The sequence below is a fragment of the Mesorhizobium sp. WSM4849 genome (genome assembly GCF_055811385.1).
On the sequence record NZ_JBVVPW010000022.1, the window covers coordinates 15,016 to 41,465 of the forward strand.

Below are 26,450 nucleotides of genomic sequence, written 5' to 3' on the forward strand. Positions count from 1 at the left end.
ACCGCAATCGGCTGGTGATCCCCGCATTAAATGTGCCAACATTGGAGGTCGGCGTCTAGTCCACTTGCAATTGCCGTTGTGCATTGTCAGTGTCGGCTGGGGAACCACAGGTTGCAGGGGAGCGGTTGGCAGTGGCACAGCCAGGCACAGCGGAAGCCGAATGGCTGGCAAAAGCGCATGAGCAGTTGATCTCGGACAAGTCGATCCAGTTCGACCTGCCGGCCTATGTGCCGCCGCAGCCGCCTGACTGGCTGAAGCCGCTGCTGGAACTGTTGTCGTCGCTCGGCCCCTACATGATCTATCTGTTCTGGGGGGCGGTGATATCAGGTGCCGCGATCATCCTGCTCCTGGTCTTTCTCGAGATGAAAGGTATCGCCTGGCGCCTGCCTTGGCAGCGCGCGCGGCCCGAGGCCGAGGCGGAGGAAGCATGGCGTCCCGACGCCGGCGCCGCGCAGATCCTGCTGTCGGAAGCCGACGCGCTTGCCGCGCGAGGCGACTATGACGAAGCGGTCCATCTCCTGCTTCGCCGCAGCGTCGCCGATATTGCCGGCCGGCTGCCGGATTTTCTGCGCCCGTCGCTCACGGCGCGCGACATCGCCGCTGCTGCTTCGGTTCCCGCCAGGGCCCGCGCAGCGTTTACCGAGATCGCACGCATCGTCGAAGCCGCGCTGTTCGCACGCCGGCCCGTCGGCGCCGAAGGCTGGCGGGAAGCACGCGGCGCCTATGAGCGTTTCGTCTTCCGGGATGCCTGGACATGAGTGCTGCGACGGCCGAGCCCGCAGCACAGGAACCGTTCAGTCGAAGAACGCTATTCTGGGGCATTTTCGCCAGCCTACTTGCGGCAGCGGGCTTCTTCCTGCTGTCCACCTATGCTCCCGACTTCCGGCAACCCGGCAACGGCGGCGCCACGCCACTGTCGAAAAGCGGCGTCGGCTATGCCGGCCTGGCGGAATGGTTGCGGCTCACCGGCGAGACGCCGGCCATGGCACGAACCGAGGACGATCTCGGTGCCGACATGTTGCTGATCGTCACCATTTCGCCCGAGAGCGATCCCGCGGCGCTCGACCACATTCTCGAACTTCGGCAGGACCAGGATACCCTCTTCGTGCTGCCCAAATGGCAGACCCTGCCGCTGGAGGAGCACGAGGGATGGAAGATGAAATTCGGGCGATTGCCCGATCCCGTGGTGAACCAATGGCTCGGCCGGATCGCCAATGCAAAGATCGGCGTCGGCCAAAGCACGATGCAGCAACTCGACATCGAGGGCCGGCTTGTTGCCGCCCCCGATGAATTGCAGTGGGTGGCGGACGAGCATCCAATCATAGCAGCCGGCAACGACAAGGCTGTGCTCACCGAAGTGGATGGCAAGCCTTTTTATGTCCTGACCGACCCCGACCTGATCAACAACGCCGCCCTTGGGAATCCCGACAAGGCGGCAGCCGCGCTCGCTCTGATCAGCCGGCTTCAATCCGGAATCAGTCCGTCCCGGTCCAATTTCAAACTGCCCGACCCTGACCAACTCGGCGACGCCGCATCCGAAAATCCAAATAAGAGAGGCCGCGCACAGCCGGTCATGTTCGATCTCACGCTGCATGGCGCGGGGCGAAAATATGACCTTGCCAAGCTGTTGGTCGAACCGCCGTTTCTGGCGCTGACACTGACGATCCTGGCTGCGGCGGCGCTGGCTTTCCTGCACGGCCTCGGCCGTTTCGGCCCACCGCGCGCCGAATTGCGTGCTATTGCCTTTGGCAAGCGCGCGCTGGTGGATACGACGGCGATGCTGTTGCGGCGCGCCGGGCGGCTCGAGGAACTGGGAGGCCGTTATGCGGCCTTGATGCGGGTACGCGCCGGCGCACTGCTGGGAGCGCCGCAAGGGCTGCAGGGAGAAGCGCTCGACCGCTGGCTCGATTCTCGCGATAAGGACGAAGCCAGCGGATTCACCGCGCGGGCGCAAGCCGCCGGCGAGGCGAAAAACCTGACGCAAATGCACGAGGCAGCGGAACAGCTGCACGATTGGACGGCAAGGAGGCTCGGTGAACGTCGATGACGTGAAGGCCCTGGCGACACGGATCAGGGAAGAAGTGGCCAAGGCGATCACCGGGCAGCACGACACTGTCGACCTGATGCTGATCGCCTTGTTCGCCGGCGGGCATATCCTGCTGGAAGGCCCTCCTGGTACGGCCAAGACAATGACCGCGCGCTGCTTCGCCCAGGCCCTGGGTGTCGCCTACGGGCGCATCCAGTTCACGCCGGACCTGATGCCTGGCGATATCGTCGGATCGAACATCTATAATTTCCAGACCGGACAGTTCACGCTGACGCGCGGTCCGATCTTCTGCGATCTTTTGCTTGCCGACGAGATCAACCGCACGCCGCCCAAGACGCAGGCAGCGCTCCTGGAGGCGATGCAGGAGCATGCGGTCACCTTCGATGGCACCACACATTCGCTCGGCCGTAACTTCATGGTGGTCGCGACACAGAACCCGATCGAGCATCAGGGTGTCTATCCCCTGCCCGAGGCACAGCTCGACCGCTTCCTGTTCAAGCACCGGGTCAGCTATCCCGGCCCCGAGGAGGAACGGGCCATCATCATCCACCACGGCGGCGGCTCCGCCTCGCACGACATCGCGCAATACGGCATCAAGGCCCAGGCGGACCGCAAGACACTGGAGAATGCGCTCGGAACCGTCGGCTCCGTCACCCTTGTCGACGATGTCGTCGGCTACATCGCGGCACTGGTGCGCGCCACACGCGAAAGCCCGGACCTGGAAGTCGGGGCCAGTCCGCGCGCGGGCGCGATGCTGGCCAGGGCAGCGCGGGCGCGGGCGGCGCTGGACGGGCGCGCCTATGTGATCCCAGACGACGTCAAGGCGCTGGCGGTGCCGGCGCTGCGCCATCGCGTCATCCTGTCCCCGGCCGCGCAGATCGATGGTCGGCTGGTCGAGCAGATCGTCTCCGACCTGGTCGATCAGACGGAAGCGCCGCGTTGATCTATCCAAGCGGCCGAGCAGTGTGGACGGCAGCGGCGGGCGCGGTGCCGGCCTTCCTGGTCGCGCTGGCGCTGCCGTCGCTCTGGTATCTCGGATTGCTGTGGATCTGCGTGCTCCTCGCCTTCCTGGCGGTGGACGCCGCGGCAGGACGCGGGCGGGCATCGCTGGACGCCGGCCTCCACGCGCCGCCGCAGGTCGGCGTCGGCGGGCACTTCACTGTTCATGTCGCCGCGTATTTTTCAAGCCGGACGCGGACCCTGGAGGCGCGCGTCGGCCATGATGCGCGCCTAGCGCCGATGGGCGGAACCGGCGGAGCCCTGGCCCCCACCAGCGACGGCGGATCGCTCGACCTTCGGTTCCAGGCGCTGCGGCGCGGCATCGCCAGCTTCGATCGTTTGTGGGTGCGCTGGCGCGGGCCGTTCGGACTGGTCTGGAACCAGGTCGTCCTGCCGATGGAAAGCAAGGTGGCAGTGTTGCCCGACGTCCGCAGCGCCCGTGACCAGGCGATCACCCTGCTGCAGCGCGACGCGCTGCCCGACGGGCACGCCCAGCGCCGGGCCGGCCAAGGCCGGGAATTCGAGGCGCTCAAGGATTATCAGCCCGGCATGGGCCGGCGGATGATCGACTGGAAACGCAGCGCCCGCCATGGCAGGCTTCTGGCGCGCGAGTTCCGCATCGAGGAGAACAACAACATCGTGCTGGCGATCGACAGCGGACGCCTGATGTGCGAGCCGGTCGACGGTGTGCCGAAGGTGGACCGGGCGGTGGCGGCCGCCTTGCTGTCGGCATTCGTTGCGCTCAAGGGCGGCGACATGGTCAGCCTGTTCGGCTTCGATGCGCGGCCGCGCGTCACGAGCGGCGCGGTGCGCGGCTCGGCCAGCTTCGCGATGATCCAGAAGCGGGCGGCGGAGATCGACTATTCCAACGAGGAGACCAATTTCACCCTGGCGCTGACCACGCTTGCGGCGCGGCTCGACCGGCGCTCGCTGGTGATCATCTTCACCGACTTCGTCGATCCGATCAGCGCGGAATTGATGCTGCGCACCGTCGGCCGGCTCACCGAGCGGCACCTGGTGCTGTTCATGATGATGAGGGATGTCGAGTTGGAGAGCTTGACCGACATGCCGCCCCGGTCCGGCGAGGATGTGGCCCGCGCCGTCGTCGCCGGCGGGCTTTTGCGCGAAAGGCAGGTCGTCATCGGCCGGTTGCGGCTGCTTGGCGCGCATGTGATCGAAGCCGACCATCAAAGGCTGGGGCCGGCGTTGGTCGAGCGCTACCTGCAGTTCAAGCGGGAGGATCTGTTGTGAACGCGCCAGTACCCGGCGATGCTGTACGCCAGTCGCTGGCCAGCTTCCGCCGGGAGCGCGAGGCCGACTGGAAGGCGTTCGAGGCGCTTCTCGCCCGCGTCGAGAAACGAGCGCCGCGGACGCTGTCGGAAGAAGAACTGCTGTCGCTGCCGCTGCTCTACCGTTCGGCATTGTCTTCCCTTTCGGTGGCGAGAGCGACATCCCTCGACAGCGCGCTGATCGCTTATCTCGAATCCCTGTCGTTGCGAGGTTACTTCTATCTCTACAGGGCGCGCCGCGGACTGCGGCAGCGTGTTGGCGATTTTTTCCTGCATGACTGGCCCGGCGCCATCCGCGATTTGTGGCGCGAGACGCTGGTGTCGGTGGCGCTGATGTTTGTCGGCATCGGCGCCGGCGCCTGGCTGGTCGCGTCCGACAAGGGCTGGTTCGACGCGATCATCCCGTCGGGCCTGGCCGCCGGCCGTGGTCCCGACGCTTCGGCCGAGCTGCTGCGCAGGATGCTCTATGATGGCGACAATGGCTTTCTCTCAGGCTTTGCCGCTTATCTTTTCACCCACAACGTCCAGGTCGCAATCCTGGCCTTCGCCCTTGGATTTGCCTTCGCCGCGCCGACGGTGCTGCTGATGCTGTTCAACGGCTGCATGCTGGGTGCGCTGTTCCAAGTCTATTGGGCAAAGGGGCTTGGCATGGAACTTGGCGGCTGGCTGGCCATTCACGGCACCACCGAATTGTTCGCCATCGCGCTGGCCGGCGCTGCCGGCATGCGCATCGGCACACGCATCGCCTTTCCCGGCGAGTTGACCCGCATGGCGGCAGCGGCCCATGCCGGACGCGTCGCGGCGACCGCTATGGTCGGCGTTTCGGTCATGCTGCTGTTTGCCGGACTGCTCGAGGGCATCGGCAGGCAGACGATCACCAGCGAAGTCACGCGCTATGCCATCGGCGGCGGCATGCTCGCACTGTGGATCGGCTATTTCTACCTGTTCCAGGTGGTGCGGAATGGCGACCGCTAGACGCTCCGCGCTGGCGACAATGCGCTCGCTGATCACGCCAGAAGGTATCGATCTCCAGATAAAGCTGGCCGACGCCGGCACACGGGCTGCCGCTTTCCTGCTCGATGTCGTGTTTATCGCCACGGCTGCAATCGCCGTCACGATTGTCGCGCTGTTCGGGGTGACAGGCCTTGGCAGAGATGAAATGCAGCCGCTTTTCATCGTCTGGATCATCGCGATCTTCTTTCTGCGCAACGTCTATTTCATCGCCTTCGAGGCGGGCCGGCGCGCGTCGACGCCTGGCAAGCGGATCGTCGGCATCAGGGTAGCATCGCGCAACGGAGCCGGCCTGTCGGTCGATCAGATCATCGCCCGCAACCTGATGCGCGAGATCGAAGTCTTTCTGCCGCTGTCGATTATTGCCGGACGGGGCGGGATGGGCATCGCCGATACGCTGACGACGGTCTTCGGACTGGTGTGGACGCTGCTGTTCGCTTTGTTCCCGCTTTTCAATGGCGACCGGTTGCGGATTGGCGACCTCCTGGCGGGAACCTGGGTCGTCGAGGCGCCGAAGCGCACGCTGATGGAAGATCTGTCGGCAAGGCAGGATCCGGTCGCCAAGACTTTTCAGTTCAGCCACGCGCAGCTCGATGCCTATGGCATCGCCGAACTGCACAAGCTGGAGGAAGTGCTGCGCCGCGACGACTACTTCGCGCTGCGGGCGGTGGCTGAAACGATCGGACGCAAGATCGGTTCAACGCCGCAGGCGCATGACGCCCGCCCGTTCCTGACGGCGTATTACGGGGATCTCAGGGCGCATCTCGAACGCAAGCTTCTTCTCGGCACCCGCAAGGCCGACAAGCACGCGCGCGGTAGCAACGCTGGACCAACGAGGCTGCCATGAACACATCTCTATCCGAGCTTGAACTTCAAGAGATGGAAACCCGAGCTGCCGCGGCCCAACCTGGCCCGTGGAAATCATGGGTCGAGGGCCGGGACTTTCTTGGCGGCTCAAGTTTCATCCAGACCGGCCAAGGGGCGGACCGCGGCGAGGACATCGAAATGACCGGCGCGATGCTCGCGGACCAGGATTTCATGGCCGCCGCGCGTCAGGATGTTCCTCGCCTGATCGCCGAAATGCGCAGACTCCGCGCGCTCCTCAATCGAGCAAATTAGAAGGCAGCAAGGCTGCCTCCTAACCCACCCACTTCTCGTAGTCCGACACGAGCAGGTGCAGCGGCGCGACATCCTCGTCGATATCCGCGAAGCGGCCGATCGGTTCGCGGAAGACATTGTCGGTGAGATCGTCGTTGACGGTCGACACCTCGCCGATCAGCACATCCTTGCCCTCGGCCCAGAACGCATGCCAGACGCCTGGCAAAAGCGTGACGCTCTCGCCCGGATCGAGCTTCAGCAGCCCGCCCGCCGGCAGCCTGTGGATGGTTCCGTCGACAGGCACCGATACTTCGGCCGTCGGATCGATGCCGCCATCGCGATCGTGCATGAACAGTTCCAGCACCAGCTTGCCGCCACCACGATTGATGATGTCTTCGGCCTTGATGTTGTGGCGATGCATTGGCGACAGCTGATCCTTGCGCGAGATCATGATCTTTTCGGCATAGAGCATGCCCATGCCCTTCTTCATGTCCTCGTAGCGACCGTTGCGAACGGTGAACAGGAAGAGGCCGAGCTCGTCGAACTTGCCCTGGCCGTAGTCGGTGATGTCCCAGCCGAGCCGGGAGGAGAAGATGGCCGACGAATCCTGCCGGCGCGCCTTCATCTGTTCCGGGGTCCAGTAGGCGAAGGGCGGCATGATGTAGCCGAACGAACGGATGAAGGCATCGGCGTCGCGGATGATATCATTGATGGTGGAGCGTTTCATGGTCGTGGTTTCCTTCCCGTCGGCCTAGGCGATCTCCAAACCGAATAGCCGAACGCCGATCCGGTGTCGACGTAAACCGCATGAGCTGGCCTCATGACATCCGGTTCGATCAAGGTCATAACGGCAACCAGTTTCCTGATGGTGGCATTCCATGCTGAGCATAGACGACCTCGACACGCCGGCGATCCTGATCGATGTCGACCGCGCCGAAGCCAATATCGCGCGAGCGCAGGCCCATGCCAACCGCCATGGGCTGAAGCTCAGGCCGCACATCAAGACCCACAAACTGCCTTACTGGGCAAAGAAGCAGATCGCGGCGGGTGCCGTCGGCATCACCTGCCAGAAGATCGGTGAAGCCGAGGTGATGGCCGATGCCGGGCTCACCGACATTTTTCTGCCTTACAACATTCTGGGCAGGGCCAAGCTGGGGCGCCTCAAGGCGCTGCACGGCCGTGTGACGCTGTCGGTTACATCAGACAGCATGGAAACGCTTAACGGGCTCGACGCCACCTTCACCGATCGAGGCCAGCCGCTACAGGTACTGGTGGAATGCGACACCGGCAAGGGCCGCTGCGGCGTCCAGTCGGCCAGCGAGGCGGTCGCATTGGCCAGAGAGATCGACAAGGCCAAGGGACTCGCCTTCGGCGGGCTGATGACCTATCCGGCAGCAGGCCGCGCTGCCGAGGCCGAGGCGTGGCTCGCCGATGCGCGCAACGCGCTCGCCGCGTCCGGCCTCGCCTGCCAACGCATCTCCAGCGGCGGCACGCCGGATATGTGGCGCTCGAGCGAGGCTTCCGTTATCACCGAGTACCGCCCCGGCACCTATATCTATCTCGACCGCTACCAGGTCGCCAAGGGCGTCGGAAGCCTCGACGATTGCGCGCTGACGGTGCTGTCGACGGTGGTCAGCCATCCGACGCCGACACGGGCCATCCTCGATGCCGGCAGCAAGGCCTTGTCCAGCGACACGCTGGGGCTGCCCGATTTCGGCGAATTGCTGGGCGTTCCGGGCGCCACCGTCACCGGCCTCAGCGAGGAACACGGCAACATCACGCTTTCCGGCGACGCCAGGCTACGTATCGGTGAGCGCGTGCGCGTCGTGCCTGACCATTGCTGCGTCGTCACCAACCTGTTCGACGAGGTCCACCTGATCGCCGGAGAACGGGTGCTCGAGACGCTGCCGGTGGCGGCGCGCGGCCGCATGGGGTGAGAATCGGTGCGCGGTGCGGACGGAAAGCCAATTGCTTGGCTTTTCGAGCTTCGAACGCCCTGAGCTTGCGAAGGGCCGGGCAAATCTGAATTGGTCAGGCCGATTGCCGTTCGGCCTGCCTCGCTGCGACACGGCGCATGGAAATGACCCGGCGACGTCGGATTTCCGTGCGCATCGCCATCAGGTGCAGCGCGAAGAACAGCACGGTAAAGCCCAGAGCCATCACCAGCAACGGCCGCAACAGGCTGGGATCGATCGTCGGCCCACCGAGCCGGAGCACCGAAGCCGGCTGATGCAGCGTGTTCCACCAGTCGACCGAGAATTTGATGATCGGGATGTTGATGAAGCCGACCAGGGTGATGATTGCGGCGGCCCAGGCGGCGCGCGCCGCGTCATCGAGTGCCCGCGTCAGCGCGATGATGCCGAGATACATCAGAAACAGCACGAACACCGACGTCAGCCGCGCGTCCCACACCCACCAGGTGCCCCACATCGGCTTGCCCCACATCGAACCGGTGATCAGCGCGAGCGCTGTAAAGACGGCGCCGATGGGTGCCGCCGATTTCAGCGCGACGTCGGCCAGCGGATGGCGCCATACCAGCGTGCCCGACGCGAAAACCGCCATCAGCGTGAAACACATCATGGCCAGCCAGGCGAAGGGCACATGGATATACATGATGCGCACGGTGATGCCTTGCTGGAAATCCTCCGGCGCAGTGAAGCTCATATAGAGCCCGGCGGCCAGGATGAGTGTGGCGATGGTCGCAAGCCACGGCACCACCTTGTCGGCCAAACCGACAAACCGCGTCGGGTTGGCGAAATCCATCCAGCCGCTGAGGCGTGAAGTCAGGTCACTCATGCGGCTTTACATAAACCGGCGATGGGTTTGGGGCAACTACAGCGCCGTGTCGCAGGCGGGGCCTTCCTTCTCCCCCTGTGGGCCCCCTGTGGGAGAAGGTAGATCGGCGCGTTAGCGCCGAGCCGGATGAGGGGTGCTGGAAGGATCGAGGCGCGAATGATCCTATCTGCCGTGCGCCTGAATTTCGATTCTGGATGGAGGGTTGCGCTAAGCTGGAGCACCCCTCATCCGGCCGCTTCGCGGCCACCTTCTCCCACAAGGGGAGAAGGGCGAGCTTGGCCGCTCAGGCGGCCTCGTCGGTGATGGTACGGCTGAGGCGGCGGACTTCCTCGTCGTTGAGCAGGCCGCCAGCGCGCAGCAGGCTGGCGAAGCGGCCATTGCGCATCGACAATTCGGCGAACCCACCCATTTCGACCACCTTGCCCTTGTCCATGAACACGACCAGATCGGCATCGCGAACGGTGGTCAGGCGGTGGGCGATGATGAAGGTGGTGCGGCCGCGACGCAATTCGTCGATCGCTTCCTTGACGCGGTCTTCCGTCTCGACGTCAAGCGCGCTGGTCGCTTCATCGAGCACCAGGATGGGCGAATCCTTCAGAACGGCGCGCGCGATCGCGATACGCTGGCGCTCGCCGCCCGAAAGCTGTCCGCCGCGCTCGCCGACGACCGTATCGTAGCCGTTGCTCTTCGACAGGATGAAATCCTGCGCGGCAGCGGCGTTGGCGGCGGCGTGGACCTCATCATAGGTCGCCTCGGCGCGCCCGACCCGGATATTGTCCTCGATCGAGCGGTTGAGAAGGCCCGCATCCTGGAAAACGGTGGCGATCGAGTGGCGCAGCGACTTGCGGGTCACCGTGCGGGTATCGATGCCATCGATCAGGATACGGCCGCTCGACGGCGCAAAGACGCGCTGCAAAAGATTGATGAGCGTGGTCTTGCCTGCGCCCGTCGGACCGACGATGGCCACGGTCTGGCCGGCATGGACCTCGAATGACACGTCGTTCACGCCCTGCCCCGAATTGGCGAATTCGAAGTTGACGTTTTCAAAACGCACATGACCAGTGACGTTGACCAGATCACGCAACCCGTCCGGCTCGGCGGCGTCGGCCGCGGAGTCCTCAAGGCGGTAAAATTCCTCGAGCTTGGCCCTGGCTTCCGAAATCTGGTTGGCGAAGGCCGACATCTGGTCGAGCCGGGCAATCAGCAGCGTGGCAAAGCCGGTAAAGGCGATGACGTCACCGATACGCAATTGGCCATGCATGACCAGATAGGAGCCGATCAACAGCACGACCATCATCGAAATGGTCGACGACAGGCGGTGCAGAGCGTTGGCCAGTGCCCACCAGTCGAGCACCGGATACTGGGCATCAAGCAGATTCTTGACATAACGCTTCAAGGCGTCGGTCTCGTGGCCGATGCGATTGTAGCTCTGCAGCACGGCGACATTGCTGACCGAGTCGCTCACATGTGCGAACACTTGGTGAAAGTGCCGTTCCACGGACGCCTGGCCTTCCCTGGTACGACGCATCACTAGCCGCCCGATCCCGACGTACAGCGCGCCCAGCGCCAGCAGGACCATCGACATGCGAATATCCATGCTGAGCGCCGTCGGCACCAGCAGAACCAGTGCGACAACGGTGGACAAATGCTGCCTCATGAACTCGAGCCAGAGACTGAACAAGGTCTCGACCGCGCGCAGAAGCGTATGCAGGGAATTGGAGGTGCCGCGCTGATGATGCCAAGCAAGCGGCATGGTGATCACGCGCTCGAATGACTGGCAAAGAACCTCGCTGCGCCGTGCATGGGCAAAGCGGTCAGCGCCGCGCGCCACCAGAACGAAGGCGACGACGTTGAAGACGCCGATACCGGCCCATACGGCGAGCGTCGAAAAGACCGAGCCGCCGTCCGAAATAGCATCGATCACCCGTCCGAACATGATCGGCTCAAGGATGGCGATAATGGCAAGCGCGACATTCGCTCCGCAGATAAACGCTACGCGTTTCCTGTCGGCGGCGAGATAACCAAGCGCTCTCCAGTAGATCTGCAGAAGGGACACTTCAGCTACTCCGGCAAATTGTTATTGTGCACTGCATCATTTTCTGACTCGTACCTGTTGACGTGTCGCGAAACAATGCTCGTGTACCCCTTCAGTTCCCAATTCGCGAACAAAAGATGGCGACGCTGCGAAATCTGTCGTGATCACCTAACGGTTTGAGAAAAAAGGTAAAATGTCAGCCTTGCGGCAGAATCGTGGCAGGCTGCAAGCACTGCCGCAATTTTAATCAGCAACTGGTTATGTACGGATCACAAAAGCCTGCATCGGCTTTTTGGAGAGCTCATGCGCAATAGAATTTCTAGAGCACGCTTAAACAACGCGCGCCCCCAAGACGTGCAAAGACGCTCCAAATCCTTGAAACTACGCCGGTATCCTGACGACCACCTCAGCATTGTCGCCGGCTTTCGGTTCGAAAGACGAAGCCTTCGTCTTTTTACCATCTACCTCAAGCGAGATGGCTTTGACCTTGGCGTCGCGGACAACGCGAACCCTGAGTTCGGCCCCCAGCACCTTGAGCGTTGCTGTATAACCATCCCAATGGCTGGGGAGTTTCGGCCTGAACTGGATGCGCTCGCCCCTGCGCTCAATGCCGAGGATGCCCTCGACCGCCGCGCGGTAAAGCCAGCCGGCCGAGCCGGTATACCAGGTCCAGCCGCCGCGGCCGCCCTTGCCTTGCCCGGCGTAGACGTCGGCCGCGACGACATAAGGCTCGACGCGGTAGTGCTCGGCAGCGGCTTCATCGAGCGCGTGGTTGACCGGGTTGAGCATCGAGAGACAGCGGTAGGCGTCGTCGGTGCGCCCCATTTCGGCGAGCGCAATGACGAACCATGTCGCCGCGTGGGTGTACTGGCCGCCGTTTTCACGGACACCCGGCGGGTAGCTCTTGATGTAGCCTGGGTTCTGTTCCGTCCTGGAGAAGGGCGGGGTGAAAAGCTTGACGATCTTGAGCTCGTCGTCGACGAGCATTTTCAATGCCTGCTGCATCGCCGTCGTCGACCGCGCCGGATCGCCCTCTCCCGACAGCACGCTCCACGACTGGGCAATCGAGTCGATCTTGCACTCCTGCGAACCGCGCGACCCCAGCGGCGTGCCGTCGTCGAAACTGCCGCGACGATACCATTCACCATCCCAGGCGGTGCTTTCCAACGCCCGCTTCAGCACGTCGGCGTGTTTTGTCCAGGCTTGCGCACGCTTGGTATCGCCTTCCGCCTTGGCGACAGGTGCAAAGTCTCCCAGCGTCTTCAGCAGGAACCAGCCCAGCCAGACGCTCTCGCCCTTTCCGTGCTCGCCGACACGGTTCATGCCGTCGTTCCAGTCGCCACCGAGGATCAGCGGCAGTCCGGCGGAGCTGCTGCGCTTGATGGCAAGGTCAAGTGCACGTGCGCAATGATCATAGAGTGAAGCGGTCTTCTTCGATATCTCCGGGGTGAAGAAGGCGTCGTGCTCGCCTTCTTCCAGAGGCGGCCCGTCGATGAAGGGCAGTTGTTCCCTGAGGATCGCGGTATCGCCGGTCACCTGCAAGTAGTGTGCCGTGGCATGGGCGAGCCAGACCACGTCGTCGGAAATCATGGTGCGGACGCCTGCCTCGGTGCGCGGCAGCCACCAATGCTGCACGTCGCCTTCGGGGAATTGCCGCCGCGCCGCGTTGAGGATCTGGTCGCGCGCCAGTTTCGGATCATGGACAAGCAGGGCCAGCGTGTCCTGCAACTGATCGCGGAAGCCAAAGGCGCCGCTCGCCTGGTAAAACGCCGAGCGGGCGCGGATGCGGCAGGCAAGGCTCTGATAGGGCAGCCAGTGGTTGACCATGGCGTTGAGGGCTTTGTCCGGCGTCTCGACCTGGATGGTGCCGAGAAACCCTCGCCAGGTGCGTTCATTGTCAGCCAGCCGCTGATCGAAATCCTTGCTGCAATGATGCTGTACCAGCGCGCTGGCTTCCTCGGCAGAGGCTGCATCGCCGAGCAGCCAGAGCAGCGTCACGTCGCCGCCGGCAGGGATGTCGACGTCGCGTGCAATTGCAGCACAAGGATCGTCGCCCGCCTCGACGCGGCCCGACAGGCTTGCGCCGCTGAGTACGGCATGCGGAAGTTCGCTGGTGCCGTGGCGACCGATGAACTCGCCGCGGTCGGCCGTCACCGAGTGTGCCGCGCCGTCGGCGGCCAGGAAGGCGACCCGCTCGCTGAAGTCGAGCCCGTAGGGATTTTGCGCCAGCAACGCGCCCGTCGCAGCATCCCTGGATGGAACGATGGTCGCCGCCGTGCGCGAACGATGGCTGCCAAGAACCCATTCCGCGTAGGCATAAACGCGCAGGCGCGCCGGCACCGAACCCGAATTCTGGATGCGCAATCGGGAGATTTTCACCGGATCGACAGGATCCACCACATGGGTCAGGTCCATCGACAGCGGTCCGCGCTTCGAACGGAAGGTCGAAAAACCCTGTCCGTGCCATGTTTCGTAGGTCATGGCGGGATCGCGCACCACTGCGGCCAGCGGCGCGAACGCCCGGCCGTTGGCATGATCGTAGATATAGATGCCCTCGCCGGGCCGGTTGGTGACCGGGTCATTCGCCCACGGCGTCAGTTGATAGTCGCGGCTGTTTCGGCTCCAGGTGAAAGCAGCACCTTCAGCCGAAACATGGAAACCGAACGAGGCGTTGGAGACGACGTTGATCCAGGGCTGCGGCGTCGTGCGCCGGCCAGCAAGGCGCACGACATAGTGGCGTCCGTCGCCCTCGAAGCCGCCAAAACCGTTCCACTGGTTGAGCCCGCTGCCGTCGGCGCTGCCTTCGACCGAGGCCTGGGCAGCCCATGTCTGTGGCGCCGGCGGAGACGGTTCACGAAGCGCTGCTGCACCTGCCGGCTGCAAAGCGTCCCGCGCTTGCAGCGCAGCGGCCTCGGCGCGCTCGATCTGATCGAAGATGGTGCCGTTTCGCGTGTGCAGGGCGACGCGGGCGACGGCGAGCAGCGTCTTGTAGGTCGTCTCGTCCATCAGATCGCGGCGCACCGCGAAGATGTGCTGGCGGGGTCCGAGTTCCTTGCCGCGCAGGCGGCTGTTTTCGCACAGCGTCTCGACTGCCCGTTGCAGATCCTGCACGTAGGATGAAGCCTGTTCGTTGACGACGACAAAGTCGATCATCATGCCGCGGGCGCGCATATATTCCTGGAAGCGGAGCGCCTGGGCAACGATTTCGAGATCGGCGACATCGCCGATCCTGACCAGGAAAATCGGAAAGTCGCCGGATATGCTGGTCGGCCACAGGCCCGACTGCTTGCCGAGCCCGGAAGCGATCGATTCGGCCGGAAGGCGCAGGAACGGATCAGGATAGATCAGATAGCGCGCCAGGTTCTGCACATTGGCGGCATCGGCAAGGCTGAGGCCGAGATGACGGGTCTGCACCTGTGAGCGGGTCCAGGCGAGCATCGCCTGGCGGGCGAAGGCTTCCGGATGATCGAGCCGCGCAATGGCATCTTCGAGTTCGGCACGGTTGGCGCCGACGGCAGTCCAGAAGGTCAGCGATATCTTCTTGTTGGCCGGCACGCGCACCTGTCGGCGAAGTGCTGCGACCGGATCCAGCGTGAAGCCGGAATGGCCGCCAAGCTTGGCGCCGGGATCGAAGGCGGCGGCCGCGACGATGGTGCGGCCGCGGCCGATGAAGGCGCGCCGGTCGGTCTCGGCTTCGGCGTCGCGCGTCGACCCAGACGGGTCGGTGACGAAATGCACCATGGTGACATCAGGCTCGTCCGTTTCCCGCTTGCGTCTTGTGGCAAAGATCGCCCCGTTATTCGCAGCGATTTCGGTTTCCACGAACATTTTCGAGAAGGCCGGATGCGCATTGTCGGATGCGTCGGAGCCCAGCACCAGTTCGGCAAAGGAGGTCACTTCGATATGCCGATCGACGGGGCCGTCATTGTAGAGCGTCACCCGCCGGCCTTCGCCGTTTCCTTCCGAGATGACGATGCATTCGACCTCCGAACGCAGTGATCCCACCGACTTGATGAAACTCGCCTTGTCGTCGGAGAACAGCGTCTGCACTTCTTCGTCGGTGGCACGCTTTGGCTCGGCGGTGGCCGACCACCAGTCGCCGGTGCCGGCGTCGCGCAGGAAGATATAGGAGCCAAGCCGATCCTCGGTTGGATCCGGCTGCCAGCGCGTGACGGCAAGCTCGCCCCAGCGGCTATAGCCGGAGCCGGTCGCGGTGACCATGACCGAGTAGCGGCCGTTGGACATGACGCTGGTCGAACGCAGCGCCTTGAGCGGATTGAGCACGATGCGCGTGTCGGGGCTCTCGACTTCCGTTTCGTCCTTCGACCGTTCGTCGGCCTCGGTCCTGACGGTGGCGGTCGGGATGTCGCGCGGCGCCCTTTCCTGCAGCAGCAACTCGGCCGACTCGATCACCGGATCGCTGTGGAAGCGGTCGCGCAGGCGTCCTTCGAAGATGGCGTCGGCAACGGCGGCGATCGACATGCCGGAATGGTGGGCCATGTAGTTCAGCACAACGACATGGTCGGTGCCCTCCGGCACGCGCTGCGGCGTGAAATCGACCGCATCGTAGAAGCCGTGCCGGCCAAGGGCGCCGAGCTGCCTCAGCCTGGCCAGGTTCTGCACCGATTCACGCGGGGTGAACTGCGCCGCCAGCACGGTCGCATAAGGCGCAATCACCGTGTTCTGGCCAAGACCTCGCTTCAGGCCCAGCCCGGGCACGCCGAAATTGGTGTACTGGTAGGTCAGTTCGCGGTCGCGGGCATTGTAGGCCGCTTCCGAAATCCCCCAGGGCACGTTCTTTGAGCGGCCGTACTGGATCTGTCGTTTGATGATGAGCTTGCTGGTCTGGTTGAGGATGCTGCCTTGCGGCTCCTTCATCACCAACGGCGGCATCAGATACTCGAACATCGAGCCTGACCAGGACATCAGCGCGCCCTTGAACCCGATCTCGACGATCGGCCGGCCGAGGTGGAACCAGTGCTCCGTCGGCAGATCGCCCTTGGCGATGGCGAACAGGCTGGTCAGCCGCGCCTCCGAAGCCAGGAGGTCGTAGCAGCTTTCGTCGAGCTGATGCTCCTCGACCCGGTAGCCGATCGACAGAAGCTTGCGTTCCTTCCGCATGAGGAAGGAGAAATCCATCTCGAAGGCGAAGCGACGCGTGCGCTCGCGCAACGAAAGAAGCTTGGCCCGCAAGGCTTCGACGGCATTGTCGTCGCTATGCGCGTCATGGACATGCGCTTCGCAGGTGGCTTCCAGTCTCGCCGCCCAGTCCGCGATGGTGTCGCTCTGTGTCGATACGGCCTCGGTATGGATGGCGATGGCGAGCTTGCGAATCTCGCCGGCCAGAACAGCCAGGTTGATGGTGCGGATCGATGCCATCTCGGGCTGTGCCTTGATCGATTCGACCGCCCGCCGCATGCCGTCGAGGCGATCGGCGAGCCGCTGGCGCAACGGCCGCAACTGGCGACGGTCGTCAGGCAACTCCGCCAGGCTTTCGTCGAGGATCGTCACCGTATCGAGAATACCCTCGAAGTCGCCCTGAAGGTGGACCGCAGGCGCTTCCGCCCATTCGGCGCAGGCGGCCGCCACCGCCACCAGATGGCCGGCAAGATTGCCGCTATCGACGGCGGAAATGTAGAGCGGATAGAGCGGTTTCAGCGTCGTCGTGTCATACCAGTTGAAGAGATGGCCGCGCTCACGCGGCATGCTCTCGATAGTCGACATCGTCGCGTCGATGCGGGTGGTCGCGTCGGACAGGCTGATCCAGCCGAAGTCGCGCGCCGAAATCACCGACAGGAGATAGACGCCGATATTGGTCGGCGAGGTGCGGGGCGCCACGACAGGCGCCGGACTTTCCTGGAAATTGTCGGGCGGCAGATTGTGATGCTCGGCCGTCACGAAGGTCTCGAAATAATGCCATGTGCGCCGCGCAACCGTGCGCAGCGCATGGATGTCCGCCGCCGATATGCGCAAACGGTCCTCGGTTTCGGCCGAGCGGCTGATCCAGAAGGCGAAGGCCGGCGAACCGATCCAGAACAGCGCGAAGAAGAAGGCAACGAAAGCTCCGGTGGAATCGGCCAGAACAGGGATGGCAAGGCCGACGACGCCGACAATCACTGCGCCATACATTATGCCGTAATAGGAGCCGAGATCGTTGTCGCCGTTCTTCTGCGCCTGCGAGGCAGTGCGCCACTCGAGCAGGTTCTGGCGACTGACGAACAAACGGTAGAGCGTGCGAATGATGGCATCGCCCATCATCCAGGCCAGATGCGCCATCAGCACGATCTTCAGCGCTACCAGGGCGGTGCCGAAGACAACGTCGCGCGCCAGCGCCGAGAAATGGCCGCGCGGCGTCTGGTCGCCGCTTTTCGGCAGGATGGCGTGGACGATGTCGAATGTCGGCGCCATGAACAGTGTGAGGATCAACAGCGCTTGCCATTGCGCGGCCTGCGTGAAAGGCAGCAATGTCCAGCCGGCGATCGCCGCCATCACCCAGAAGATCGGCGTCAGCGAGCGCCGCAGATTGTCGACCATCTTCCAGCGCGACAGCGCCGGCACGCCGGAGCGTGGATCGAGAATGAAGCCCAGAAGCTGCCAGTCGCCGCGTGCCCAGCGATGGTGGCGCGACGCGTCGACCGAATAGCGGGTCGGATAGTCCTCGACCAGTTCGACGTCCGTGACCAGCGCCGCGCGTGCCAAGGCGCCTTCGAGCAGATCGTGGCTGAGGATGGTGTTTTCTTCGATGCGGCCCTTCAGCGCCGCTTCGAAGGCGTCGACGTGATAGAGGCCCTTGCCGGTGAAGGAGCCGTCGCCGAAGACGTCCTGGTAGATATCCGAGACGGCAAATACGTAGGGATCGAGGCCGCGATTGGCGGAAAAGACCCGCTGGAAGAAGGATGCGTCGTCGCCGCTGGTCAGCGAGGCGGTGATGCGCGGCTGCAGGATGGTGTAGCCGGCGGTGACAACGCGCTTTGCCGCATCGTAATGCGGGCGGTTGAGCGGATGGCAAAGCTTGCCAACCAAACTGGCGACGGCATCGCGGGTGGTGCGCGTGTCGGCGTCCAGCGTCATCACATGGATGACGTTTTCAGGCAACGGTACATCCAGCGGCAGGAAGGTGGTGTCGCTGTCACCGCGCAGCAGAAGGTTCAGTTCGTGCAACTTGCCGCGCTTGCGTTCCCAGCCCATCCAGGCGCCTTGGGATTCATTGTAGAGCCGCCGGCGATGCAGGACGTAGAAACGCGGCGCGCCTTCGCTGGGATAGCGGGCGTTCAGCCGTGCGATCTCGTCGCGAGCATATTGGAGGATCTCAATATCCGCCGCATCGATTTCGGTTTTGCTGTCCGGCCAGTCCGAAAGCAGAGCGAAATGGATTTCGTCCGCGGTGTTGGCCAGGTGATGCACTTCGATGTTGCGGATGTTCTCCTCGACGTCGTCGCGCGAGCCGATCAGCGACGGCACCACCACCAGCGTGCGCGCCTCGGGCGGCATGCCGCGTCTGTAGTCGTAGCCGACGAGGCGGGTGGGCTTCAGGAACAACGATACGACGGTGTTGAAGAAGGCAAGCGCGCCTTCGCTGGCCGGCACGGCAAACAGCGCCAGCATCAAGACGATCGACGGTATGGCCAGGCCGAGATTGGCAAGGGCGTTGCCGGAGAGGACCAGAAGCAGGACCGTCAGCGCGAACACCGGCACGACAATGCCCAGCCATCCGGTCTTGCCGAACGCCCGTTTGATCGTGACGCTGACGGTCGGCCGATAGCCGATCGCTTTTTCCAGTTCCAGGCGGCGCGGGCCGACGAGAAAGAACCCGACGTCGGAGAGAGCGGTCGGACCGGTGCCGGTGGTATTGGCGACAGCGGCATGGCCGGCGAGTTCGATCGCCTTTTCAGCGACGCGGAATTCGGAACGATCGGAGCGGCGCGCCATTTCCTCGATCGCGGTCCGGTACTGGTCGCGCGAGAAGAAATCGAGCGCGGCGAAATCGGTGCGCTCGCGCAGCAAGGTGTCGATGCGGCTGACACCTTCGAACCAAACCGTCCAGTCGATATCGTTGATGAGCCTGAGGCCGCGGATGATGTTACCGGTGGTTACATTGCCACCGGACAGCGTGCGATGCTCGCTGATGATGATTTCCTCGGCATCGGAGCCGGACTTTTCAAGCTCGCCCTCCAGCCATTCCAACGCCCTGCCGGCATTTTGCGACCCGTCACGCAGGCGGTAGAGCAATTGGGTGGCAAAGGTGGTGTCCTGTGCATGGGCGACGTAGTTCGACAGGATCGCCTGACGGTCGGCGCTGTCGTCGATCGCCAGCACGCGGTCGGCGACCTCGTTGGCAATCTGGCGCATCTGGCGGGTACGACTGACCCGGACCGCGATCCGGCGAAGATTTTCGATCAGAACGAAGCGCAGCAGCGAAGGCAGCGCCCACAGTTCGCCGATCTTCAGTGGCTCGACGGACTGAAAGCCTTCGACGATCGCCTTGAACATGGTCGCTGAGACGGAACTGTCCGAATGCGCGACATAGGTCCAGGCCAGCGCAAGCGCGCGCGGCACGCTGGCGCCGTCGGACAGTTTCAGGGTCGGTAACTGCCGATAGAAACGGCGCGGCAGGTCGCGCTTGACCTGGAAGATGGTTTCTTCGACCAGATAGTTGTTGTCGAGCAGCCATTGCGCCGCCGGCGTGATCGTCTCGCCTCTCGCCTGCGCGGCATTGGTCGAGCGGTAGACTTCGAGGATCTTGCTGGCGCTGTCGCGGACGCGTGGCTGGAAATCGAACGACTCCAGGCCGAACAGATCCTTGACGTCACCCTTGGCGAGGCTTGCACCCAACGTGCGCAGGCGCTCTTCCGGCAGGAAATTGGAGCGTATCGGCTCTTCTGTAATGGCCGGGAAGCCCGCGCTCGTTTTTTCCATTTGGGTGGGGGCCGTCTGAATATTCATTGAAAATTCCGTATGAGGGACGCATAGCGGCGTCACCGCCACGGCAATGTCCCTAAAACCGATTCAAATGCAATTGGTTGCATCGAAACACGGGCCGAAAGTTTGTTTTCGCACCACAACTTTCAGACGATCATCCCCTCGCTGCCGTCGGGACTTGATCGACGGAAGGATTCGGGCTTTTTCGTGATGTGGGCTTGAGCTTACGGCATATTTCGCCGGTGTTGCGATCATGTTTCGAAACAGGCGTTAATCGTTTGCAGCAACCCGTTCGATCCTGATCACGAACAGCGTCGCCGTTCGGGCAGGCTCCAGGCGCCATTTTAGGGCGTCCGGCCCGAGCAACAGCGTGTCGCGCGGCCCGATGCGGACAGGTGTCGCGCCGGCCACCGTGATCTCGCCGTCAAAACACAGGATGAGGGTCGCGTCGGCCACCGACTGGATATCTGTCGGGGCCGAAATCACCACGCGCTCGACTGCGTGGGTCATCCGTCCGCGCCGCGTCATGACGTTGAGATCGGTGATCGGACCGGCGATCAGCGCCGCTTGCGTCGGCACATCGGCCGGAAAGGAAAGTGGGGCGGAAGATTTGGTCACCGTAGCCGCCGGGCGGCCGGCGATATCAAGGATGATCCCTTCGCCTTCCAGCACGGCCAAGGTTCGGTCCACTCCGGCAAACCCGGAGAATGGCCCGCCGCTTTCAACGCGAGCCATGGAGATGCGCCAGTCGAAATCGTCGAGCGCAGCACCTGCGGGCGAGACGGCGATTTCCGTCGTCACCCCGCCGCCGTTCTTCCACGGCATAGACCGGTATTCGGCTGCCCGGAGAATGCGCAAGGCGCGGCTCAGCCGAGAATGCCGGGCAGGTTGAGTTGGTGCTCCCTGGCGCAGTCGATCGCGATGTCATAGCCGGCATCGGCGTGGCGCATGACGCCGGTTGCGGGGTCGTTCCACAGCACCCGCTCCAGGCGTTTGGCCGCTTCGCGTGTGCCGTCGGCGACGATGACCATGCCGGCATGCTGCGAAAAACCCATGCCGACGCCGCCGCCATGATGAAGCGATACCCAGGTTGCGCCGGAGGCGGTGTTGAGCAGCGCATTGAGCAACGGCCAGTCGGACACGGCGTCGGAGCCGTCCTTCATCGATTCGGTCTCGCGGTTCGGCGAGGCAACCGAGCCGGAATCAAGATGATCGCGGCCGATGACCACCGGCGCCTTGAGCTCGCCCTTCGCCACCATCTCGTTGAAGGCGAGGCCGAGCCGGTGGCGGTCGCCGAGACCGACCCAGCAGATGCGCGCCGGCAGACCCTGGAACGCGATGCGCTCACGCGCCATGTCGAGCCAGTTGTGCAGGTGGGTGTTGCCGGGCGTCAATTCGCGGACCTTGGCGTCGGTCTTGTAGATGTCCTCGGGATCGCCTGAGAGGGCTGCCCAGCGAAACGGGCCGATGCCGCGGCAAAACAGCGGTCGGATGTAGGCCGGCACGAAACCCGGGAAGGCAAAGGCGTTCTCGAATCCTTCCTCCTTTGCCACCTGACGGATGTTGTTGCCGTAGTCGAGCGTCGGCACGCCGGCGTTCCAGAACGCCACCATCGCCTCGACATGTTCGCGCATCGACGCGCGCGCTGCCTTTTCGACCGCCTTCGGGTCGCTGGTGCGCTTCTCGCGCCACTCGGCGAGCGACCAGCCCTTGGGCAGATAGCCGTTGAGCGGATCATGCGCCGACGTCTGGTCGGTGACCAAGTCGGGGCGCACGCCGCGCCGCACCAGTTCTGGCACGATGTCGGCGGTGTTGCCGACCAGGCCGACCGATTTCGCCTCGCCGGCCCTGGTCCAGCGCTCGATCTTTTCCAGCGCCTCGTCGAGTGTGTCGGCGCGTTCGTCGACATATCGGGTGCGCAGCCTGAAATCGATGCGGTCGGGATCGCATTCGATTGCCAGGCAGCAGGCGCCGGCCATGACCGCAGCCAGCGGCTGTGCGCCGCCCATGCCGCCGAGGCCGCCGGTCAGGATCCATTTGCCCCTGAGATTGCCGCCATAATGCTGGCGGCCGGCCTCGACGAAGGTCTCGTAGGTGCCCTGCACGATGCCCTGCGTGCCGATGTATATCCACGAGCCGGCCGTCATCTGGCCGTACATCATCAGGCCCTTCTTATCGAGATCGTTGAACTTCTCCCATGTCGCCCAGTGCGGCACGAGATTGGAATTGGCGATCAGCACGCGCGGCGCATCGGTGTGAGTCCGAAACACGCCGACAGGCTTGCCGGACTGCACCAGAAGCGTCTCGTCATCTCTAAGCGTCTTCAGAGAGGCGACGATGCGATCAAAGTCGTTCCAGGTGCGCGCCGCCCGGCCGATGCCGCCATAGACAACCAGTTCGTTGGGGTTTTCGGCGACGTCGGGATCGAGATTGTTCATCAGCATGCGCAACGGCGCTTCCGTCAGCCATGTGCGGGCGTTGAGCTCGCTGCCGCGCGGGCTGCGGACTTCGCGGATGTTATGTCGAGGATCGGTCATGGCGTCACTGTCCCTTTCGAATGAGCTGTGCGACGGAGCGTCAGCGCCCGGCCCAGGCAATCGCGCTTTCCAGGATCCGCTTCAGCGTGGCGCGGATCGGCGCGGCGAATGCGGGGTTGTAAGGCACCGGCCAATTGTCGGGCGTCCCTTTGCCCTCAGGCTCGTGCATATAGCCGCGGTTGGAGAGTTCCATCTGCAGCGCATGGACGCCGTTTTGCGGCTGGCCGAAATTGCGCGTAATCCAGCCGCCCTTGAAGCGGCCATTCACCACGTATGTCTCGCCGGTTCCGGCGAGGATTTCGTCGACCATCGCCTGCAAGGCAGGATCGGCGCTCTTGCCGTCATTGGTGCCGAGATTGAACACCGGCAACGTGCCCTCGAACAGCCGCGGCAGCACCGAGCGGATCGAATGGCAGTCATAGACGACGATCTTCTGATGCAGGGCGCGTAGCCCGTCGATCTCGGCCTGCAGGGCGGCATGGTAAGGCACAAAGTATTTCTTGAGGCGCTCGTCGACCTCCGGCGGTCCAGGCTCCTCTCCGGCGCGATAAAGCGGATCGCCATCGAACGTTTCGGTCGGGCAGAGCCCGGTCGTCGCCTGGCCGGGATAGAGCGAGGCGCCGGACGGGTCACGATTGACGTCGATGACGGTGCGCGAGATCGCCGTATGCACCACCGTCGCGCCGAGGTCTTCGGCAAAGTCATAGAGCTTGTCGATCCACCAGTCGGCGTCGCGGCGGCCGAGCCAGGGCGACACCAGCCGGTCCTCAAGACCGGCGAGATCGATGCCGGTATGCGGGATCGAGACCAGCAGGGGTGCCGTGCCTTGGGTGACGGTGAGCCAGGAGGGTAAAGTCATGAGAAATCCCCCCGCGCTGGCGCTCTACGGCGCGAAGGATCGCGACCTATCGACGTGTGCGCTCTCACGACGCAATTCCCGGCAGCGCCACCGCCCCCGCCGCCTTCACCGCAGCGCCATTGCGCACCATAGCGATGGCCTTTTCCATGTCGGGGTGGAAATGCCGGTCATTGTCGAGATGCGGCACCTCGGCCCTGACCAGCCTGCGCACCGCTTCGAGCGGCGCACTCGACGCCAGCGGCGCATGAAAATCGCAGCCTTGCGCGGCGGCCAGCAATTCGATGCCGACGACCGCCGTCGCATTCTCAACCATGCCGATCAACCGGCGCGCGCCATGTGCTGCCATCGAGACGTGGTCTTCCTGGTTGGCCGAGGTCGGGATCGAATCAACGCTGGCCGGATAGGCCTTCTGCTTGTTTTCCGAGACGAGTGCCGCTGCCGTCACTTGCGGGATCATGAAGCCGGAATTCAGCCCGGGCTTCGGCGTCAGGAAGGCCGGCATGCCCGACAACGCCGGGTCGACCAGCATGGCGATGCGCCGTTCCGACAGCGAGCCGATCTCGCAGACGGCGAGTGCGATCATGTCGGCGGCGAAGGCCACCGGCTCGGCGTGGAAATTGCCGCCGGAAAGCGCGGTGTCGTCCTCGGCGAAGATCAGCGGATTGTCGGTGACGCCGTTGGCCTCGGTGCCCAGCGTGTCGGCGGCCTGGCGCAGCACGCTCAGCGCAGCGCCCATCACCTGCGGCTGGCAGCGCAGGCAGTACGGATCCTGCACGCGCTCGTCGCCGACCCGGTGCGATTCACGGATGGCGCTGCCGGCCATCAGGTTGCGCAGCGCCTCGGCCGCCTCGATCTGGCCAGGATGCTTCCTGAGGAGATGGATGCGCGGATCGAAGGGGGCGTCGGAGCCTTTGGCGGCATCGGTCGAAAGCGCACCGGCGACGAGCGCCGACTGGTAGAGCACTTCGGCGTCGAACAGGGCGGCCAACGCGTAGGCGGTCGAGAACTGCGTGCCGTTGAGCAGCGCCAACCCTTCCTTGGCGCCAAGCGTGACCGGCTCCAGCCCGTGCGAGACAAAGGCGACCTTGGCCGGGAACCGGCCATGCGGGGTAAAACATTCGCCGACGCCGATCATTACCGCGGTCATATGCGACAGCGGAGCAAGGTCGCCGGAGGCGCCGACCGAGCCTTGCGCCGGCACCACCGGAATGACGTCATTGGCCAGCATTGCTTCCAGCAATTCGATCGTCTGCGGCCGCACGCCGGAAGCGCCCTGCGCCAGGCTGGCCAGCTTCAGCGCCATCATCAGCCGGGTGATCGCAACCGGCATAGGCTCGCCGACGCCGGCAGCATGCGACAGCACGATGTTGCGTTGAAGGGTCTCGAGGTCGGCGGCGGGGATGCGGACGCTGGCCAATTTGCCAAAGCCGGTGTTGATGCCATAGACCGGCTCACCCCGGTCGACGATCCGCGCAACCGCCTCGGCGCTGGCCTTGATTTTTGGCCGGCAGGCAGCGTCCAGCTTCGGCACGGCACCACGATAGATTTCGCGCCAGTCGGCCAGCGTTGTGTTGCCCGGCTTGAGTTTGAGTTCGCTCATCGTCCTCTCCAGATGCGGGCATGCAGCGGGTTAAAGCCCATGCGGTAGACGAGCTCGGCCGGGCGCTCGATGTCCCAGATCGCCATGTCGGCTGATTTTCCAGCCTCCAGCGTGCCGGTTTTTCCGAGCAGTCCGAGCGCGCGTGCGGCCTCGCGGGTGACACCGGCAAGGCATTCGTCGACGGTCAGACCGAACAGAGTCGCCGCCATGTTCATGGTCAGCAGTAGCGAGGTCAGCGGCGAAGTGCCGGGATTGCAGTCGGTGGCGACCGCCATTCTGACGCCGTGCTGGCGAAACAGGCCGATCGGCGGCTTCTTGGTCTCGCGGATGAAATAATAGGCGCCGGGCAGGATCGTCGCCACGGTTCCTGCCTTCGCCATCGCCGCCGCACTCGCTTCGTCAGTGTATTCGAGATGGTCTGCCGATCGCGCGCCATATCGTGCGGCGAGTTCCGCGCCATGCAGATTGGACAGCTGGTCGGCATGGAGCTTGACCGGCAGGCCTGCTGCTTTCGCCGCGTCGAACACGCGAGAAATCTGCTCGGGCGAAAAGGCGATGCCTTCGCAAAAGCCGTCGACGGCATCGGCCAGGCCCTCGGCAGCGACGGCCGGCAAAATCTCTTTTGCGACCCGGTCGATAAAAGCGTCCTTGTCGCCTTTCGCCTCGGGCGGCAGCGCGTGAGCCCCGAGGAAGCTCGTCCTTACTGTGACTGGACGATGTTCGCCCAGGAGCCGCGCGGCACGCAGCGATTTCTGCTCGTTTTCGAGATCGAGCCCGTAACCCGACTTGATCTCGATGGTGGTGAGACCCTCGGCGATCAGCGCATCGAGGCGCGGCAGCGACTGCGTAACCAGTTCGTGCTCGCTGGCAGCGCGCAGCGCCTTGACCGACGAGACGATGCCGCCGCCGGCCTTGGTGACCTCTTCATAGGTGGCGCCGGCCAGCCGCATCTCGAATTCGTTGGCACGGTTGCCGGCATGGACCAGATGGGTGTGGCAGTCGATCAAGCCGGGCGTGATCCAGCGGCCCTTGCAATCGACAATCTCGGCGTCTTGCAAAAGTGCTGCCGCCATGTCGGCTTCCGGGCCGGCATAGACGATCACGCCATCGCGTGCGGCGATCGCACCGTGTTCGACGATGCCAAGTCCGGCGACGCTTTCAGCCATGGTTGCCAGGCGCGCATTGCGCCAGAGGCGAACCTCCCCTGCCCGGCTTTTGCTCTCTCCAGCCATTATCTTTTCCGTTTCAATCGGCGGCGAT

16 protein-coding genes are annotated in these 26,450 nt (G+C 63.9%); 7 read left to right on the forward strand and 9 right to left on the reverse strand.

Annotated features, from left to right (window positions below; all coding sequences use genetic code 11):
* Positions 1 to 131 precede the first annotated feature (131 nt).
* Genes AC0L3L_RS23405 through AC0L3L_RS23430 form a run of 6 tightly spaced genes read left to right on the forward strand, consistent with a single transcriptional unit; the run spans position 132 to position 6,193 of the window.
* Complete coding sequence (locus tag AC0L3L_RS23405; RefSeq protein ID WP_473639225.1) at positions 132 to 758, forward strand: DUF4129 domain-containing protein; 627 nt, start codon at positions 132 to 134, stop codon at positions 756 to 758.
* Positions 755 to 2,047 carry a DUF4350 domain-containing protein gene (locus AC0L3L_RS23410; RefSeq protein WP_473639226.1) on the forward strand — a complete coding sequence of 431 codons (1,293 nt, stop codon included), beginning with the start codon at positions 755 to 757 and terminating at the stop codon, positions 2,045 to 2,047. The genes AC0L3L_RS23405 and AC0L3L_RS23410 overlap by 4 nt, the downstream gene beginning before the upstream one ends.
* Positions 2,034 to 2,990, forward strand: a complete 957-nt coding sequence (locus AC0L3L_RS23415; protein WP_473639227.1) for an AAA family ATPase — start codon at positions 2,034 to 2,036, stop codon at positions 2,988 to 2,990. Before AC0L3L_RS23410 ends, AC0L3L_RS23415 begins: the two co-directional genes overlap by 14 nt.
* A complete protein-coding gene (locus tag AC0L3L_RS23420; protein WP_473639228.1) occupies positions 2,987 to 4,297 on the forward strand; it encodes a DUF58 domain-containing protein in 1,311 nt (436 codons plus the stop codon). The genes AC0L3L_RS23415 and AC0L3L_RS23420 overlap by 4 nt, the downstream gene beginning before the upstream one ends.
* Positions 4,294 to 5,310, forward strand: a complete 1,017-nt coding sequence (locus AC0L3L_RS23425) for a stage II sporulation protein M (protein ID WP_473639229.1) — start codon at positions 4,294 to 4,296, stop codon at positions 5,308 to 5,310. Before AC0L3L_RS23420 ends, AC0L3L_RS23425 begins: the two co-directional genes overlap by 4 nt.
* On the forward strand, positions 5,297 to 6,193 hold the full coding sequence (locus tag AC0L3L_RS23430) for an RDD family protein (protein WP_473639230.1): 897 nt from the start codon (positions 5,297 to 5,299) through the stop codon (positions 6,191 to 6,193). The genes AC0L3L_RS23425 and AC0L3L_RS23430 overlap by 14 nt, the downstream gene beginning before the upstream one ends.
* Before the next feature lie 291 nt (positions 6,194 to 6,484).
* On the opposite strand, the gene AC0L3L_RS23435 is transcribed toward AC0L3L_RS23430, so the two are convergent.
* Positions 6,485 to 7,171, reverse strand: coding sequence for a D-lyxose/D-mannose family sugar isomerase (locus tag AC0L3L_RS23435; protein ID WP_473639231.1), 687 nt, complete (start codon positions 7,169 to 7,171; stop codon positions 6,485 to 6,487).
* Positions 7,172 to 7,322: 151 nt separating this feature from the next.
* Between AC0L3L_RS23435 and AC0L3L_RS23440 the strand changes: the two genes are divergently transcribed.
* A complete protein-coding gene (locus tag AC0L3L_RS23440; protein WP_473639232.1) occupies positions 7,323 to 8,381 on the forward strand; it encodes a D-TA family PLP-dependent enzyme in 1,059 nt (352 codons plus the stop codon).
* Between the two features lie 94 nt (positions 8,382 to 8,475).
* On the opposite strand, the gene AC0L3L_RS23445 is transcribed toward AC0L3L_RS23440, so the two are convergent.
* From AC0L3L_RS23445 to hutI, 8 genes are all read right to left on the reverse strand, one after another.
* Positions 8,476 to 9,240, reverse strand: a complete 765-nt coding sequence (locus tag AC0L3L_RS23445) for a heme ABC transporter permease (protein ID WP_473639233.1) — start codon at positions 9,238 to 9,240, stop codon at positions 8,476 to 8,478.
* 283 nt (positions 9,241 to 9,523) lie between these two features.
* Positions 9,524 to 11,296 carry a glucan ABC transporter ATP-binding protein/ permease gene (locus AC0L3L_RS23450; RefSeq protein ID WP_123147604.1) on the reverse strand — a complete coding sequence of 591 codons (1,773 nt, stop codon included), beginning with the start codon at positions 11,294 to 11,296 and terminating at the stop codon, positions 9,524 to 9,526.
* A 360-nt stretch (positions 11,297 to 11,656) separates the two neighbouring features.
* Positions 11,657 to 20,218, reverse strand: coding sequence for a glycoside hydrolase family 94 protein (locus tag AC0L3L_RS23455; RefSeq protein ID WP_473639234.1), 8,562 nt, complete (start codon positions 20,216 to 20,218; stop codon positions 11,657 to 11,659).
* Positions 20,219 to 20,464: 246 nt separating this feature from the next.
* Entirely contained in the window at positions 20,465 to 21,052 is a 588-nt protein-coding gene (locus AC0L3L_RS23460) for a HutD/Ves family protein (RefSeq protein ID WP_473639235.1), read from the reverse strand.
* Between the two features lie 8 nt (positions 21,053 to 21,060).
* Positions 21,061 to 22,731: a urocanate hydratase gene (gene hutU, locus AC0L3L_RS23465; protein ID WP_473487765.1), complete on the reverse strand. Its 1,671-nt coding sequence runs from the start codon at positions 22,729 to 22,731 to the stop codon at positions 21,061 to 21,063.
* A 40-nt stretch (positions 22,732 to 22,771) separates the two neighbouring features.
* Positions 22,772 to 23,590 (reverse strand): N-formylglutamate deformylase, encoded by an 819-nt coding sequence (gene hutG, locus AC0L3L_RS23470; protein ID WP_473639236.1) that lies wholly within the window; start codon positions 23,588 to 23,590, stop codon positions 22,772 to 22,774.
* Positions 23,591 to 23,654: 64 nt separating this feature from the next.
* Entirely contained in the window at positions 23,655 to 25,190 is a 1,536-nt protein-coding gene (hutH, locus tag AC0L3L_RS23475) for a histidine ammonia-lyase (RefSeq protein WP_473639237.1), read from the reverse strand.
* A complete protein-coding gene (gene hutI / locus AC0L3L_RS23480; RefSeq protein WP_473639238.1) occupies positions 25,187 to 26,422 on the reverse strand; it encodes an imidazolonepropionase in 1,236 nt (411 codons plus the stop codon). Before hutI ends, hutH begins: the two co-directional genes overlap by 4 nt.
* Positions 26,423 to 26,450 lie beyond the last annotated feature (28 nt).